Annotated in this window: 13 protein-coding genes and 1 riboswitch; of the genes, 8 read left to right on the top strand and 5 right to left on the bottom strand. The window is 62.0% G+C overall.

The genetic code is table 11. The annotated features are described in order from the left end of the window. The 3 genes from ftsY to RA29_RS16365 form a co-directional block, all read left to right on the top strand. A partial coding sequence (gene ftsY, locus RA29_RS16375; RefSeq protein WP_039687957.1) for a signal recognition particle-docking protein FtsY occupies nucleotides 1-1,088 on the top strand: 1,088 nt, incomplete at its 5' end. 51 nt (nucleotides 1,089-1,139) lie between these two features. Further along, nucleotides 1,140-2,042 carry an EamA family transporter gene (locus RA29_RS16370; protein ID WP_039687665.1) on the top strand — a complete coding sequence of 301 codons (903 nt, stop codon included), beginning with the start codon at nucleotides 1,140-1,142 and terminating at the stop codon, nucleotides 2,040-2,042. Nucleotides 2,043-2,055: 13 nt separating this feature from the next. After that, nucleotides 2,056-2,676, top strand: a complete 621-nt coding sequence (locus RA29_RS16365) for an inner membrane-spanning protein YciB (RefSeq protein ID WP_039687663.1) — start codon at nucleotides 2,056-2,058, stop codon at nucleotides 2,674-2,676. Here the strand turns inward: RA29_RS16365 and RA29_RS16360 are convergent. From RA29_RS16360 to RA29_RS16350, 3 genes are all read right to left on the bottom strand, one after another. Continuing rightward, a complete protein-coding gene (locus tag RA29_RS16360) occupies nucleotides 2,673-3,383 on the bottom strand; it encodes a cyclic nucleotide-binding domain-containing protein (RefSeq protein WP_039687661.1) in 711 nt (236 codons plus the stop codon). The genes RA29_RS16365 and RA29_RS16360 overlap by 4 nt on opposite strands. Before the next feature lie 90 nt (nucleotides 3,384-3,473). Continuing rightward, nucleotides 3,474-4,160 carry a glutathione S-transferase N-terminal domain-containing protein gene (locus RA29_RS16355; protein ID WP_039687955.1) on the bottom strand — a complete coding sequence of 229 codons (687 nt, stop codon included), beginning with the start codon at nucleotides 4,158-4,160 and terminating at the stop codon, nucleotides 3,474-3,476. A gap of 24 nt (nucleotides 4,161-4,184) precedes the next feature. Further along, on the bottom strand, nucleotides 4,185-5,120 hold the full coding sequence (locus tag RA29_RS16350; RefSeq protein ID WP_039687658.1) for an alpha/beta hydrolase: 936 nt from the start codon (nucleotides 5,118-5,120) through the stop codon (nucleotides 4,185-4,187). A 115-nt stretch (nucleotides 5,121-5,235) separates the two neighbouring features. Then, nucleotides 5,236-5,313, top strand: a riboswitch (SAM riboswitch). A 72-nt stretch (nucleotides 5,314-5,385) separates the two neighbouring features. On the opposite strand from RA29_RS16350, the gene metZ reads away from it, so the two are divergent. The 5 genes from metZ to RA29_RS16325 all read left to right on the top strand — a co-directional run bounded on the left by metZ (nucleotide 5,386) and on the right by RA29_RS16325 (nucleotide 11,391). Further along, nucleotides 5,386-6,573, top strand: coding sequence for an O-succinylhomoserine sulfhydrylase (gene metZ / locus RA29_RS16345; RefSeq protein ID WP_039687656.1), 1,188 nt, complete (start codon nucleotides 5,386-5,388; stop codon nucleotides 6,571-6,573). A gap of 152 nt (nucleotides 6,574-6,725) precedes the next feature. Then, complete coding sequence (folE2, locus tag RA29_RS16340) at nucleotides 6,726-7,829, top strand: GTP cyclohydrolase FolE2 (protein WP_039687654.1); 1,104 nt, start codon at nucleotides 6,726-6,728, stop codon at nucleotides 7,827-7,829. 180 nt (nucleotides 7,830-8,009) lie between these two features. Beyond that, complete coding sequence (locus RA29_RS16335) at nucleotides 8,010-8,237, top strand: hypothetical protein (protein WP_039687652.1); 228 nt, start codon at nucleotides 8,010-8,012, stop codon at nucleotides 8,235-8,237. Between the two features lie 98 nt (nucleotides 8,238-8,335). Further along, entirely contained in the window at nucleotides 8,336-9,784 is a 1,449-nt protein-coding gene (locus RA29_RS16330) for a TrkH family potassium uptake protein (protein WP_052249690.1), read from the top strand. Beyond that, the gene (locus tag RA29_RS16325; RefSeq protein ID WP_082029555.1) at nucleotides 9,784-11,391 is read left to right on the top strand and encodes a 5-guanidino-2-oxopentanoate decarboxylase; all 1,608 of its coding nucleotides are present in this window, start codon (nucleotides 9,784-9,786) and stop codon (nucleotides 11,389-11,391) included. The genes RA29_RS16330 and RA29_RS16325 overlap by 1 nt, the downstream gene beginning before the upstream one ends. 90 nt (nucleotides 11,392-11,481) lie before the next feature. On the opposite strand, the gene RA29_RS16320 is transcribed toward RA29_RS16325, so the two are convergent. Both RA29_RS16320 and RA29_RS16315 read right to left on the bottom strand, forming a co-directional pair. Then, nucleotides 11,482-11,754: a hypothetical protein gene (locus RA29_RS16320; protein WP_039687646.1), complete on the bottom strand. Its 273-nt coding sequence runs from the start codon at nucleotides 11,752-11,754 to the stop codon at nucleotides 11,482-11,484. Nucleotides 11,755-11,877: 123 nt separating this feature from the next. Beyond that, on the bottom strand, nucleotides 11,878-13,614 hold the full coding sequence (locus RA29_RS16315; protein WP_039687644.1) for a serine protease: 1,737 nt from the start codon (nucleotides 13,612-13,614) through the stop codon (nucleotides 11,878-11,880). Nucleotides 13,615-13,773: the final 159 nt, after the last annotated feature.

Below are 13,773 nucleotides of genomic sequence, written 5' to 3'. Positions count from 1 at the left end.
CAGAGCCAGAGCCAGAGCCGATCAATGTGCCCGAGCCGGAACCGGAACCAACTCCGCGCCCGACCGATGTCGCAATGGAAACGCCCGCCGCAGCGGTCGAGGATCTGCCGCAAGCCGTGAACCCCGAACCGGCCCCCATGGCCGCCGTCGTCAATCCCGCCGCACTGGTCGAAACAGCGCCCGCACCAGACCAACCCAAAAAGGGCCTTCTCGGTCGCCTGCTGGGCCGCCGTGACGCGGCCCCTGTCATGCGGCGCGAACTTGACGACGACATGCTGGAACAGCTTGAGGAGCTGCTCATCGCCGCCGATATGGGCGTCGACACCGCCCTGCGCGTTACTGCCAACATGGCCGAGGGGCGCATGGGCAAGAAGCTGTCGGTGCAGGAAATCAAGGAACTCATGGCCCAGGAAATCGCCCGGATCATGGACCCGGTCGCCAAACCCCTGCCGCTCTATCCGCAAAAACCGCAGGTGGTGCTGGTCGTGGGCGTCAACGGCTCGGGCAAGACGACGACCATCGGCAAACTCGCCAGCCAGTTCCGCGCCGCAGGCAAATCCGTGGTGATCGCCGCAGGCGACACATTCCGTGCCGCAGCCGTCGAACAATTGCAGGTCTGGGGCGAACGGGCAGGGGTGCCCGTTCTCACCGCGCCCGAAGGCACCGACCCCGCCAGCCTCGCCTTCGATGCCATGACCAAGGCGCAAGCCGACGGCGCGGACCTTCTGATGATCGACACCGCAGGCCGTCTGCAAAACCGCGGCGATCTGATGGAGGAACTGGCCAAGATCGTCCGCGTCATTCGCAAGAAGGACGAAAGCGCCCCGCACAACACGCTCTTGGTTCTCGACGCCACGACCGGCCAGAACGCGCTGGCGCAGGTCAAGGTGTTCCAGGAGGTCTCGGATGTCTCGGGCCTCGTGATGACCAAGCTCGACGGCACCGCCAAGGGTGGGGTGCTCGTGGCGCTCGCCGACAAATTCGGCCTGCCCATCCACGCCATCGGCGTGGGCGAGCAAATCGACGACCTCTCGCCCTTCGACCCTGAAGAGTTCGCGGCGGCGTTAACGAATTTGGAAGGGTCTTGATCCAGCAATTTCAATGACTTGCAAAATGTCCCACGCTGGGACACCCCACACATGACCGAATGGCTCGCCAGCATCGAAGGCACCGAAACGGGCCACACGGTGGCTCTCTATCTCGCCATTTCCGCGGCCTTCCTCCACGCCGTTTTCGGCGCCCTTCAAAAGGGCCGCCACGACCCCTGGCTGACCCGCGGTGCCATCGACGCCTCCTACGGCCTCATGGCCGCCCCCTTCGCCCTCTTTGTGGTCCCCTGGCCCGAGCCCCACATGTGGCCCATCTTCGGCGTCGTTTTCCTGATCCACGTCGCCTACAAAGTCCTGCAAGCCTGGGCCTACACCAAGGGCGATTTCACCGTGGTCTACCCCGTCGTCCGCGGCACCGGCCCGCTTTTCACGGTCATCGGCGCCTACCTCCTTTTCTCCGAAACCTTCACGATCATCCAATGGCTCGGCGTAGGGGTCCTCCTCGCCGGAATCTACGGCCTCGCCCTCTACAACCTCCGCCACCTCGAAACCAACCGCGACACGCTCCCCATGGCCCTCGGCCTCGCCGTGATCACCGGTCTCTTCGTCGCCCTCTACACCACCTATGACGCCTATGGCATCCGGGCGACCGAGAACCCCTTCACCTTCCTCGCGTGGTTCTTCATGATCGACGGCATCTTCATGCCGCCCGTCGCCTACATGCGCTGGAAGCGGATGGAGAACCCACCGGCACTGCCTCCCCTGATGCTCAAAGGTGTGATCGGCGGCCTCGTTGCCTTTCTCTCCTTCGGCTCCATCATGATGGCCACCCGGCTCGACAAAGTGGGGGAGGCGGCGGTGCTGCGGGAAACATCGACCGTATTTGCCGCAATCATCGGTTGGCTGGTGCTGAAAGAAACGGTAGGACCGCGCAGAATTGCCCTGATGGCGCTGATCGCCGCCGGGGCAGTAATCGTCGAGATGGGCGGATAACAAGAGGCAGAAGATGGCAGAGGCGCGCGAGATCAATCCGTTGTTGAAACAGGTGCTGGAACTGGGCCCACCGCTGGTCTTTTTCCTGATCTACCTGCGCATCCGCGACGAGACCTATGAATTTGCGGGCACTGAGTATTCCGGCTTCATTGTAGCTACCCTTGTCTTTGTACCCATTATGCTGATCGCCATGGGCGTCCTTTGGGCGCTCACACGGCAGCTCAGCCGGATGCAGATCTTCACCGCGTTCATGGTCATCTTCTTCGGCGCGCTCACGGCGTGGTTCAATGACGAGCGGTTCTTCAAGATGAAAACCAGCATCGTCTACGGCGTCTTTGCCCTGCTGCTCGGGATCGGCCTGCTGCGCGGCCAAAGCTGGCTGGCCTATGTGCTGGCCGATGCCGTACCGATGCGGCATGAGGGATGGATGATCCTTACCCGCAGGCTTTGCGCGATGTTTGCCACGCTGGCCGTGGCGAACGAGATCATTTGGCGGACCATGTCTACTGATACATGGGTCAAGATCGAAACCTTCGGCTTCCCCATCGCCATGATCGCCTTCATCTTCCTGCAATTCGCGGCGTTGCAGGAACACATGATCAGCGAAGAAGACGACGAAAGCTCCAAGGCCTAGGCCCGCGCGCTACGGACCTTTTCCGCGTCATGTTGCCAATTCCCCTGACGCGGCGCGACGGCAAAGGCGACCTTGAGCGCGAGGTCACGCGAGATCATCGCCTCCAGCGCCAGCTTGAACCGCGACTTGCGCGCGGCGCGGGCGCGCAAGTCCGCCACGTTCCATTCCAGCACCTCGGCCCCGGCCTCCAGCCGGGTCGTGGCGGCGCTGGGTTGATGTGACAGATACGCCACCTCGCCCACGAACAAGCGGGGCGGCATCACAAAACGCTCGCCGCGTTTCTCGATTTGGATGGCGCCCGAGATGACATAGAACAGCGACGTCATGGCCGAACCTTCGGTCGAGATGTCCTGATCCGCGTCCAGCGTGTAGCGGCGGGCGCGCACGACCAGTTCCCGGAAGTCACCGGGCGGCAGATCTTCGAACTGGGGATAGATGTCGCGATGTGCCAGCGGGACGGCCAGCGGGGAGTTCCGCCAGAACAGGCTGCACAGTCCGATCACATTGGCGACGCCCATCACGATGGAGGTATAGATCGCCTCCCACAGCGGGACATCGGCGGCCACCGCGTAATACCAGATATACAGCAACGTGCCGGTCAGGATCATCAGCCGCAGGATCACCTGATTGATGATCAGATAGCCCAGAGTGAACACAACACCTGCGGCCAGCACGATCCACTCCGGCGGCACCACTTCGTTCAACATTTTCGTCTTCCCGTTTCCCCGCCGCGCAGCGTGGACCGGAAGCCGCAATTCTCAAAGCACTTTTTGAGACGTCAGGCGTCAATAGTGGCGTCAGCCTTTGCGACCGAACAGGTTTTCTTGCGATGTCTTGTCCTGTTTGGCCGTCCGCAAATCGAGGTGCAGGGCATGGCCCCGCTGCACCGCAGGGCGGCTGCCCACCAGACCAAGCCAGCGGGCGAGGTTGGGTTTGTCGTCGAGGGTCTGTTCCTGTCCCTCCCACAACGACGCCCAGGGCCAGATCGCCATGTCGGCGATGGAGTAGTCACCAGCCACGTATTCATTCTCGGCCAGCTGCCGATCCAGCACACCATACAGCCGCGCTGTTTCATTACGGTAGCGGTCTTTGGCGTAGGGTATGTCATGGCCCATTTGGGGCGCGTATTTCAAAAAGTGGTGGGTTTGTCCGGCCATCGGGCCGACGCCGCCCATCTGCCACATCAGCCACTGATCGACTGCAATACGCTGCCGTTCGGTCTTTCCCCCGAAGCGGCCGGTCTTGCGGGCAAGGTATTGCAGGATCACGCCGCTTTCAAAAATCGAGACTGGTTCGCCGTCCGGCCCATCCGGGTCGGTGATCGCTGGCATCCGGTTGTTGGGCGCGATTTTCAGGAAGTCCGGCTTGAACTGGTCCCCGGCGCGGATGTCGATCAGGTGAACCTTGTAGGGCAGCCCGAATTCCTCAAGCGCAATTGAGACCTTCCAGCCGTTCGGCGTGGGCCAATAGTACAGGTCGATCATCATGTCCTCCGGGCAGTCCGGGGGTCATGTTGCGGTTTTCTGACCGGCGGGCAAGTAAGAGGGGAGGTGCGGCATAGCAAAGATGCGTGACCAGCGCGGTGCTGCGTGATCGGGCAGGGTGTCTTGCAGGGCATCCAGTGGCACCGCATCCGCATGGCGCAATGCGCGGGCGTAGAACCGGAGCGCGCCTGCGCGGGTGTAGCCGGACCAGTGGCAGATGCGCCGCTGCGGCGCGTCTATATGGCCCCCGAACCGGGTGAGCGCGGCGAGTGTGCGGGTGCAATCGAGTTGAATGTTGACGGTATGGGGCAGGGACAGGCCGTTGCCGATGGCGCGATCCTGCGCGACGTCGGGTGCAATCAGCCGTTCGAACATCAAGTCGAACACATCGTTCTCGCGGCTGGTGATGTTGAGCAGTTCGACCGTACGGCCCGCCACGGTCTCGAGTGCGGTTTCCGCAACGCTGGCATAGCTGGCCCCGGTGATCGCGATGATCCGCTGCAGTGCGTGGGGTGGCAGGTGGTGCAGCGCCTCAAAGATCACTTCGGAACCCATGGAATGCGTGATTGCGTGGATGGGCCGATCCGGCGCGCTGGTGCGCAGGGTGCGGATGGTCTGGGCCAGCGCCACGCCTGCTGCGTGCGCCGACCGTTGCGCGCGCCACAGGTTGCCACGTGCGCGCCATGCAAATGCGATCGCCAGCCCTTCATCGGCATGGCCGCAGCCAAATCCCAGGGGCCGCAGCCACTGGCGGTGTGTGCTGTCCAGATGCCGGGTGCGGCCAAAGATGCGGGCGTGCGGGCAGAACCTTGTGTCACTGGGGTCGTATTTGAAACCGTGGATCAGGATGATGATCGGCCCCGTACCGCGGGCCGCGTGGCGCAGGGCAGGCAAAGCAGGCGCGGGAGAGCCGTGCAAAGCCAATCCGCCCGCACCGGCATTCAGTCTCAGGATGGGCATGTCCGCGCCTCCTACCACATGTTGTGGGGCTCCTATGACGCAGGCATATGACGCGGCGATGAATTTTAGGTTACAGCACCGTGACGGTGTTGACGCTGCGCTGCGGCAGGCGTACTTCGTTCAGTGTGGCGATTTGTTACCGGATTGCGGGCCACGTTAAACACTTCCGCTAAAAGGTCAGGATGAAAGCCCCCCTTTCGCTTGACCCGCGTCTGGGGGTTTTTTATGGCCTGACCCCATTTCAGGCCCGCGATGGAGACTGAAGATGTCCGACACATGGAATGCGCGTACCCGTGCTGTCCACGGCGGCACCCGCCGCAGCCAATATGGCGAGGTGAGTGAGGCGATTTTTCTGACGCAGGGGTTTGTCTATCCCACGGCCGAAGCGGCGGCGCAGCGGTTTGAAACGCTGGGTGAGGACGAGTTCATCTATGCCCGCTACGGCAACCCGACCGTGCGCATGTTCGAAGAGCGGATCGCGATGCTGGAAGGGGCCGAGGATGGGTTTGCGACTGCGTCTGGCATGGCAGCAGTGTCGGGCGCGCTGACGTCGATGTTGAAAGCCGGGGACCGGGTTGTATCAGCCCGCGCGCTTTTCGGCTCGTGTCTCTATGTGCTGGAAGAGGTGCTGACCCGCTACGGCGTCGAGGTCGAATTTGTTGATGGGACTGATATTGAGGCGTGGCGCGCCGCGATCACGCCCGGCACGGCGGCTGTGTTCTTCGAAAGCATCTCCAACCCCACGCTTGAAGTTGTGGACATCAAGGCGGTGTCCGACCTCGCCCATTCGGTCGGCGCGACGGTTCTGGTTGACAATGTCTTTGCCACGCCGGTGTTCTCCGAAGCCATCGCGCAAGGGGCCGATGTGGTGATCTATTCGACCACCAAACACGTGGACGGGCAGGGGCGCGCACTGGGCGGCGTGATCCTTGGCACGCAGGAGTTCATCCGCAAGACGGTCGAACCCTACATGAAACACACCGGCGCGGCCATGTCGCCGTTTACCGCTTGGGTCATGCTGAAGGGGCTGGAAACGATGGAGCTGCGTGTGCGTGCGCAGGCAGCGTCGGCCCTGCAACTGGCCGAAGCCCTTCAGGGCCATCCGGCGCTTGCCCGCGTGATCTATCCCGGCCATGCTAGCCACGCCCAACACGATCTGGTCAGCCGCCAGATGGGCGCAGCCGGGGGCACCGTTCTGTCACTGGATCTGGCAGGCGGGCAGGAAGCGGCGTTCAAGTTCCTGAACGCGCTGACCATCCCCGTCATCTCGAACAACCTGGGCGATGCGAAGTCGATTCTGACCCACCCGGCCACCACGACGCACCAGCGTTTGCCACAGGATCAGAAGGATGTCTTGGGCATCACACCGGGCCTCGTGCGCATGTCCGTGGGCATCGAACACGGCGACGATCTGGTGGCCGACATCCTGCAAGCCTTGGAAAAGGCACAATAATGCACAAAACGACCTCGCCGCGAAAAAGCGGCGGGGCCCCCATCTAAATGTCATCCATGTTGCAGGATCACACGTATCTGTAAGCAATATTGGAAAAGTGCTGCGCGGGGCTTACCTCTAAGCGGCACGCAGATAGAAAGGGGGGCTACTTTATGAACATTCATACGCCCGACATCACCGCAATACCCGAGCGCGACGAGGCCGAAGCAGCACTGGAACTTCTCCGCCGCTGGGCCCAAAACGCCACAACCACAGACATTATCGAGCTTGATCCGTCGGTCGCACGGCTTGTGCCGGGCGGCGATGGCGTCGACTATCCGTCCTTTGCACGGGACTATCCGGATGAGTTCCGAGTCGATGCCGACTACAAGGACACGCTGCCCGACCTGCAAAACGGCCCGTCAAGCCTGATCCGGGGCGCCAAGACGCGCATCCAGCACGTGGGCATCTCGAATTTTCGCCTGCCGCTGCGGATTGAAAGCTGCGATGGCGCGCCCCTGACGCTGGAAACCTCCGTGACCGGGACGGTCAGCCTGGAGGCGGACAAGAAGGGCATTAACATGTCCCGCATCATGCGGTCCTTCTACAAACACGCGGAAGAGACGTTTTCTTTTGGCGTGATCGAAGCGGCGCTTGATGACTACAAGGCCGACCTCGACAGCTTTGATGCACGCATCCAGATGCGGTTTTCCATGCCTGTGCAAGTGGATAGCCTGCGGTCTGGTCTGTCGGGCTACCAGTATTACGACATCGCGCTGGAGCTGGTCGAGCAGACGGGCGTGCGCAAGCGGATCGTGCATCTGGATTACGTCTATTCCTCGACATGCCCCTGTTCCTTGGAACTGAGCGAACATGCGCGAGCCGTTCGTGGCCAGTTGGCCACCCCGCACTCGCAACGCTCGGTCGCGCGGATTTCCGTAGCCCTGGAAGACGACGCCGAAACCCTGTGGTTCGAGGATCTGGTCGATGCCTGCCGTCGCGCAGTGCCGACCGAAACACAGGTGATGGTCAAACGCGAAGATGAACAGGCTTTTGCCGAGTTGAACGCCGCCAACCCGATCTTTGTCGAGGATGCCGCGCGGCTGTTTAGCGAACAGCTTTTGGCAGATGTGCGCATCGGTGATTTCCGGGTGGTCGCAAGCCATCAGGAAAGTCTGCACAGCCACGACGCCGTGTCGGTCCTGACCGAAGGCGACACTTTTGCCGCGGACAGCATCGACCCGCGGATGTTCCAGACCCTGTTCCATACGGGCTAAGGGCCGGGCGGAGGACACCTCCGCCTTACGAGTTGCAAGGCGCGCCTGATCGGGCGCGCCTTTTTCGTGCGCAGATGCAACCCGGCCATGCAGTATCGGCATTGGTAAGTCAGGGCTGAAAGGCGTATGTTCATGCCAACGGGAGGAGACTGATTTACGCAATATTTGCGAGGTACTCCAATGGCTTACGTCTCACACTCGAATACATCCATCCTGAGCAACGTGCTCGATCGCGTCACAGCATTCTTCACGGCTCTGGGTCATTCCGCTGCCATGTCCGCCGCTGCCGAAGCGCGCTTCCAGCGCATTGAAGCCCTGCGCGCCAAGTCCGACGAAGAACTGGCCGCCATGAACCTGCGTCGCGAAGACATCGCGGCCTATGTGTTCCGGGACATGATGCACCTGTGACCCATTTGCGGCGCTCGTCAGTGCCGCGCACAGGCTGACCTGACGGTGCGGTGCCAGTTGCTTGACACCGCCCGCGCACCCCGCCAACGCTGAGCGTAATGATCGACTTGCGCCCCGTTGGATATGTGATCGGCCTGCTGGTGGCCGTGCTTGGACTGGCCATGATCCTGCCGATGCTCGTCGATGTGGCGGAGGGGCGGGGGCACTGGCCGGTTTTCCTTGAATGTGCCCTGATCACTGTCCTGACTGGTGGTATGATCGCGCTGAGCTGTCAGAACGGCGTGCGCGAAGGGCTGACGATCCAGCAGACCTTCCTCCTGACAACCGGTGTGTGGCTGGCGCTGCCCGTCTTCGGCGCGCTGCCATTCTTTTTCGGCGCGACCGAGGCGCGCTACGTCGATGCGTTTTTCGAGGCAATGTCGGGCCTGACCACCACGGGTTCAACCGTGCTGTCGGGCCTTGATACATTGCCCAAGGGCCTCTTGCTGTGGCGTGGCATCCTGCAATGGCTGGGTGGCATCGGCATCATCGTTGTCGCAATGGTGTTCCTGCCCGAGCTGCGGGTGGGAGGGATGCAAATCTTCCGCACTGAAGCCTTTGACACCTTTGGGAAAATTCTGCCCCGCGCGACGGAGATCGCAAGCCGCATCTCGGTCATCTACGTGGCGCTCACCCTGATCTGCGCCCTCTGCTATATCGCTGCCGGCATGAGCGCGTTCGACGCGACCGTACACGCGATGACGACAATCGCGACCGGCGGGTTCGCGAATTACGATGCGTCCTTTGGCGCGTTCGGGCCCGCGCCATCCTACGTGGCAACGGTCTTCATGATCCTCGCAGCCCTGCCGTTCGTCCGTTTCGTACAACTGAGCGCGGGCACGGCACGGCCCTTGCTGCAAGACCGGCAAATCCATGTCTTCCTGATCACAGCGTTCACAATCGTCGCCGTGATCGCAGGCTGGAACCTGTGGCAACAGAACGCGGTGAACGAAGGCGCGGTGCGCGCGGCCCTCTTCAACACTGTGTCGCTGATGACGGGCACCGGCTACGCCAACGCCGACTACGGCCAATGGGGCAGCTTTGCTGTGGCGGTGCTGTTCTTCACCGGCCTCATCGGCGGCTGCGCGGGCTCGACCGCCTGTTCGATCAAGGTGTTCCGCTACCAACTCCTGTTCGCCTCGATCAAAGCGCAACTGCAGAAAACCCGCAGCCCGCACGGCATCTTCACCCCACGCTACGCGGGCCGACCGGTGGGCGAAGATGTCCTGAACTCGGTCATGTCCTTCTTCATGTTCTTTGTCGTGACCCTTGGTGTCCTGTCCGTGGCCCTCGCCATGACAGGGCTCGACTTCGTCACGTCGTTGTCGGGCGCGGCCACAGCGCTCGCCAATATCGGCCCCGGCTTCGGCGACCAGATCGGCCCGTCGGGCAATTTCGCGGGCCTTAATGACACTGCCAAATGGCTGCTGGCAGCGGCCATGCTGATCGGACGGCTGGAGCTGATGGCCGTCTACGTGATCTTTACCATTCAATTCTGGAGAGCGTGATGACGCAAACTCGGCCCTTGGGCGCACAGATTTCCCACATGCTCAAGGACCGCGGGGTCGACGTGATCTTTGGCATTCCCGGCGTGCACAATCAGGAAATGTACCGTGGGATCGAAGAGGCGGGGATCACCCACGTGCTGGCGCGGCACGAACAGGGCGCGGGGTTCATGGCCGACGGCTACGCGCGGGCGACGGGCAATCCGGGGGTGGCCTATGTCATTACCGGGCCGGGCCTGACCAACATCATGACGCCCATGGGTCAGGCGTATTCAGACAGCGTGCCTATGCTGGTGATCTCAAGCTGCCTGGATGAAACGGTGGCAACCAAGGGGCAATTGCACCAGATGAAGGACCAGCGCGCTGCGGCTGAGACGGTTTGTGACTGGTCGGAAGAGGCGCGGACGGCAAAGGCGGCCTATGTGCTGATTGATCGGGCGCTGACGGAGTTTCAAACCGCCCGGCCAAAGTCCAAGCACATCCAAGTACCGATATCTGTGCTTCAACAACTAGCACCTCCTGCACCGTCACAGCCTTTATCGGTATCGCGCGTGGTCCCGGCGCCGGGGGTGATCGCCGCTCTTGTAAGCGCGCTGGAGGGCGCGGACCGCCCGCTCTTTATCTTTGGCGGCGGAGCCGCGGATGCACTCCCGCCCGAAGAGGTTGGCGCCGTTTTGAAGGCCTTTGGTGCTGCCAGCTTCACGACATATGCCGGACGCGGAATTGTGCCGCATGACGCGCCCTTGCACTTCGGGTCAACTCTGGCACGTCCGTCCAGCGCGGAGGTGCTGGCTAAGGCTGACGTGACTGTCGTGATCGGCACCGAACTGGCCGAGGTCGACACGTGGCGCGATACGTCAGGCATATCAGGTGAAATCTGGCGCATCGATATAGACGCTACGAATCTTTCGTCCGTGCCGCAGAATGGCTGCGCGTTGAAACTCACCGCAGAAGAGGTCTTGGGGGACTTACACGATAGCGTGCAAGACAGGTCCATGGTTGCGCAAACCGCATGGCAGGCGTCAAAGGTGGCCGACATGCGCGCACAATGGCGCGCCGAGGTTGACGCCGAACGCCCCGGCATTGTCCCTGTCTGCGACGCCCTGCGTGACTGCCTGCCCGAAGGCACCATGATCTATTCCGACATGACCCAGTTCGCCTACACCGCGAAAGAGGTCTGGGACATGGACCGACCCGGCCATTGGCATCATCCTACGGGTTTCGGTACCCTCGGCTATGCCACGCCAGCCGCCATCGGCGGCGCTGTCGCGCGCAAGGGCAAGCCCACTATGGCTATCATCGGCGACTATGGGTTCCACTACACCATGCAGGAACTCGGCGTCGCCGTCGAACTCGGCCTGCCGCTGCCCATCATCCTGTGGGACAACGGCAAGCTGAAAGAAATCGAGGAAAGCATGGTCCGCGCCCAGATCGCGCCCAATGCTGTCGTCGCCCGCAATCCGGACTTCTGCAAACTCGCCGAAGCTTTCGGCGCTCATGCCGCCGCACCCAAAACACTGTCAGACATGCAAACCAAAGTCCGCGCAGCATTCGACGCAAACGGCCCGACACTCATCTATCTCACGCCAGACATATCAAACGCGAAGTAGCTTTCTCTTGGCCGAAAATACCTCGGGGGAGCCCGGCACGGGCGGGGGCAGAGCCCCCTAAAACATAGCGTCGCGCAAGCGGCCTTTGGATCACATCTTGGATCCTTCGGCACGGTAGATACCGCCCCAGGTCTTGCCTGAAATGTAGCTCGGGCAGCCCTTTTTGCGGGTGTTGACGATGAGGAACCACATGGTCTCGCCCGGACGGCCTGCACGGCTGTATTCGCAGCCCAAGGGATGCGTCCACCATTGTCCCTGATGCGACGCGGGCGGTTTTGCAACTGCGGTGGCGGCCACGGCCTCAGCGGCTGGCACGATGACGAACGCGGCCGCAGCCACGGTTTTCACAAGGGATTTGAACATGACACACTCCGATCACTGAACACGGTCAGACGCCCCCACGCCTTGCCTGCAACGTGGCGCCTGTCCCCTTAACAGACGGCTAACGGGTCATCTCGGAATGCACATGATTTTAATGAATTGCCGTCAGTCCCAGCAGCTCACAAGGACGGTCATGCCGGTTGCGGCTTCGGACAAATCAATGGGATCAATTGGTGCCGCGCTGTTGGTTCCAGCCGCTGCCATGCCAGCTTGCGCCAGAACATCCTGCAACACCTCCCGATCCAGGGCAAAGCGCACTCCGTCGGGCAGGGCACGGCCCGTCTGCGTCTCGGGCAACAGCATCCCAAGCACACCGCCGCCTGCATCAAGTACAGGGCCACCCGCATCACCCGGCAGCGTGTTCACGGACAAGCGCGCCAGGTCCGGCTCGCCATTCAGCCCACGCACATCACTCAGCGTGCCAAAGGTCATGGACGGCGCACCCAACACCCCTTCAAAGCTGAAACCGGCTGCGGCCACTTCCGATTGCAGACGGGGCTGCACTTCGGCAAAGCGTGCCACGGCGCGGGGTGCCAGAGTCGTCTCGGGCTTCAGCACCGCAACACCGCGCGCATCGTCCAATACCGAGACCTCAGCCTCAACATCAGAATCAATGGTCACGCGGGTGCAACTGTTGACGGCCTCTGCCGTGGTCAGAACCGTGCCGCGGCGATCCACGAAAAAACCGGACCGCGACAGGCGTGGTGTGCGGATCTCCAAGCCAGACACCAGATCAATGGCCTGCTCGGATGTACCCGCGCTGACCGGGATGGTGCCGTCGGTCCGGGCAAAACTCTTTTCCATCTCGTCCATCAGCCGCGTACGGCGTTCTTCGTCGCCTGCGGGCCAAACAACGGTGAATCCTTTGATCTGCCCATCTTCCAGCGTAACGCGGGTCTCGGACACGCGCGTTGCATCCTGTCCCACCAGCGTGAACGACCGGTCCTTCCGTTCGCGCGGGCCGTCGAGCGGCACGATGTCGAGCGTCTGCATGATGTCATAAAGGCCAAACAGTGTCGTCTGATCCCCCGCCTGGCTGATCAGCAGCACGGTCGCCTCAATATCACCCAAGGCGCTGTAATGCGCGAAGGGATATTGGTATTTCTCAAAGGCAACGACGCCGGTCGGCATCAGCATCTCGATACCCGCGGTCTCGTCGCGGACAACCTGAAGACCCAGGCCATCCAACACGGAATTGTAGTCCTGCAGCAGCACGACGCGCTGGCGCGTGGTCAGGATACCGGTCACGTCGAAGCCCTTGCGTTCCTGCCAGGTGGCCATCGCGTTGCGCGTGCCGCGGCCAAAGGCGCCATCGATGGCCCCCTGATAGGTGCCTGCCCATTGCAGGGCAATTTGCAGGTCCTCGCGCTCGGCGCGGGTCAGTTGTCGTTCGCTACGTTGCGCCTGTGCCGGCGTTTCATCGGCAGGTTCGGTGGCAGGGCCCTCGACCGTCGGTTCGGGTGTTGCAGGGGCCGCTGGCAGGGGCGCTTCCACCACGCCACGGTTCAGCACATTCGCTCCCACCGGCCAAAACTGCTGCCGAAAGGCGGAGCTCAACGCGATATAGCTGTCACGGGGGATCACACCTTCGGACCGGTAGACCCGCAAAACCTGCTCTGCATCCGAACGCGCATAGGGCCCAAGAGCGATGCCATACCATCCGCCACCCAGCGCAAAACCGTTCACATCGGGCAGTTCCGCGGCATAGACGCGGGCGCGGTCGGTGGCTGCATTCAGGTTCGGCTGCGCCTCAATCTGGATCCAGACCGGATCCTCCTGCGCAAAGGCCCCGACAGCCGACGCAAGTACCATCACCCACGCCAGCATCACACGCTTTAACATCCGCCCATATCCCCTTGGTTGGTCTTGGTGCCATACTTGTCCTGCGGCGCAGATTAAGCAGGATTTCGCCGCAATGGAAATGGTGGAATACCCGCAAAAAGCCCCCTCGCGCGCAATTGACCATTCGGGGGGTGGGCCGTAGGTAAGGCAGGCAAATCC

It is taken from the genome of Tateyamaria sp. ANG-S1, from assembly GCF_000814025.1.
Taxonomy (GTDB): Bacteria; Pseudomonadota; Alphaproteobacteria; order Rhodobacterales; family Rhodobacteraceae; genus Tateyamaria.
The sequence above is the reverse complement of the archived record's forward strand: the minus strand, read 5'-3'. Positions and strand labels throughout refer to the sequence as shown.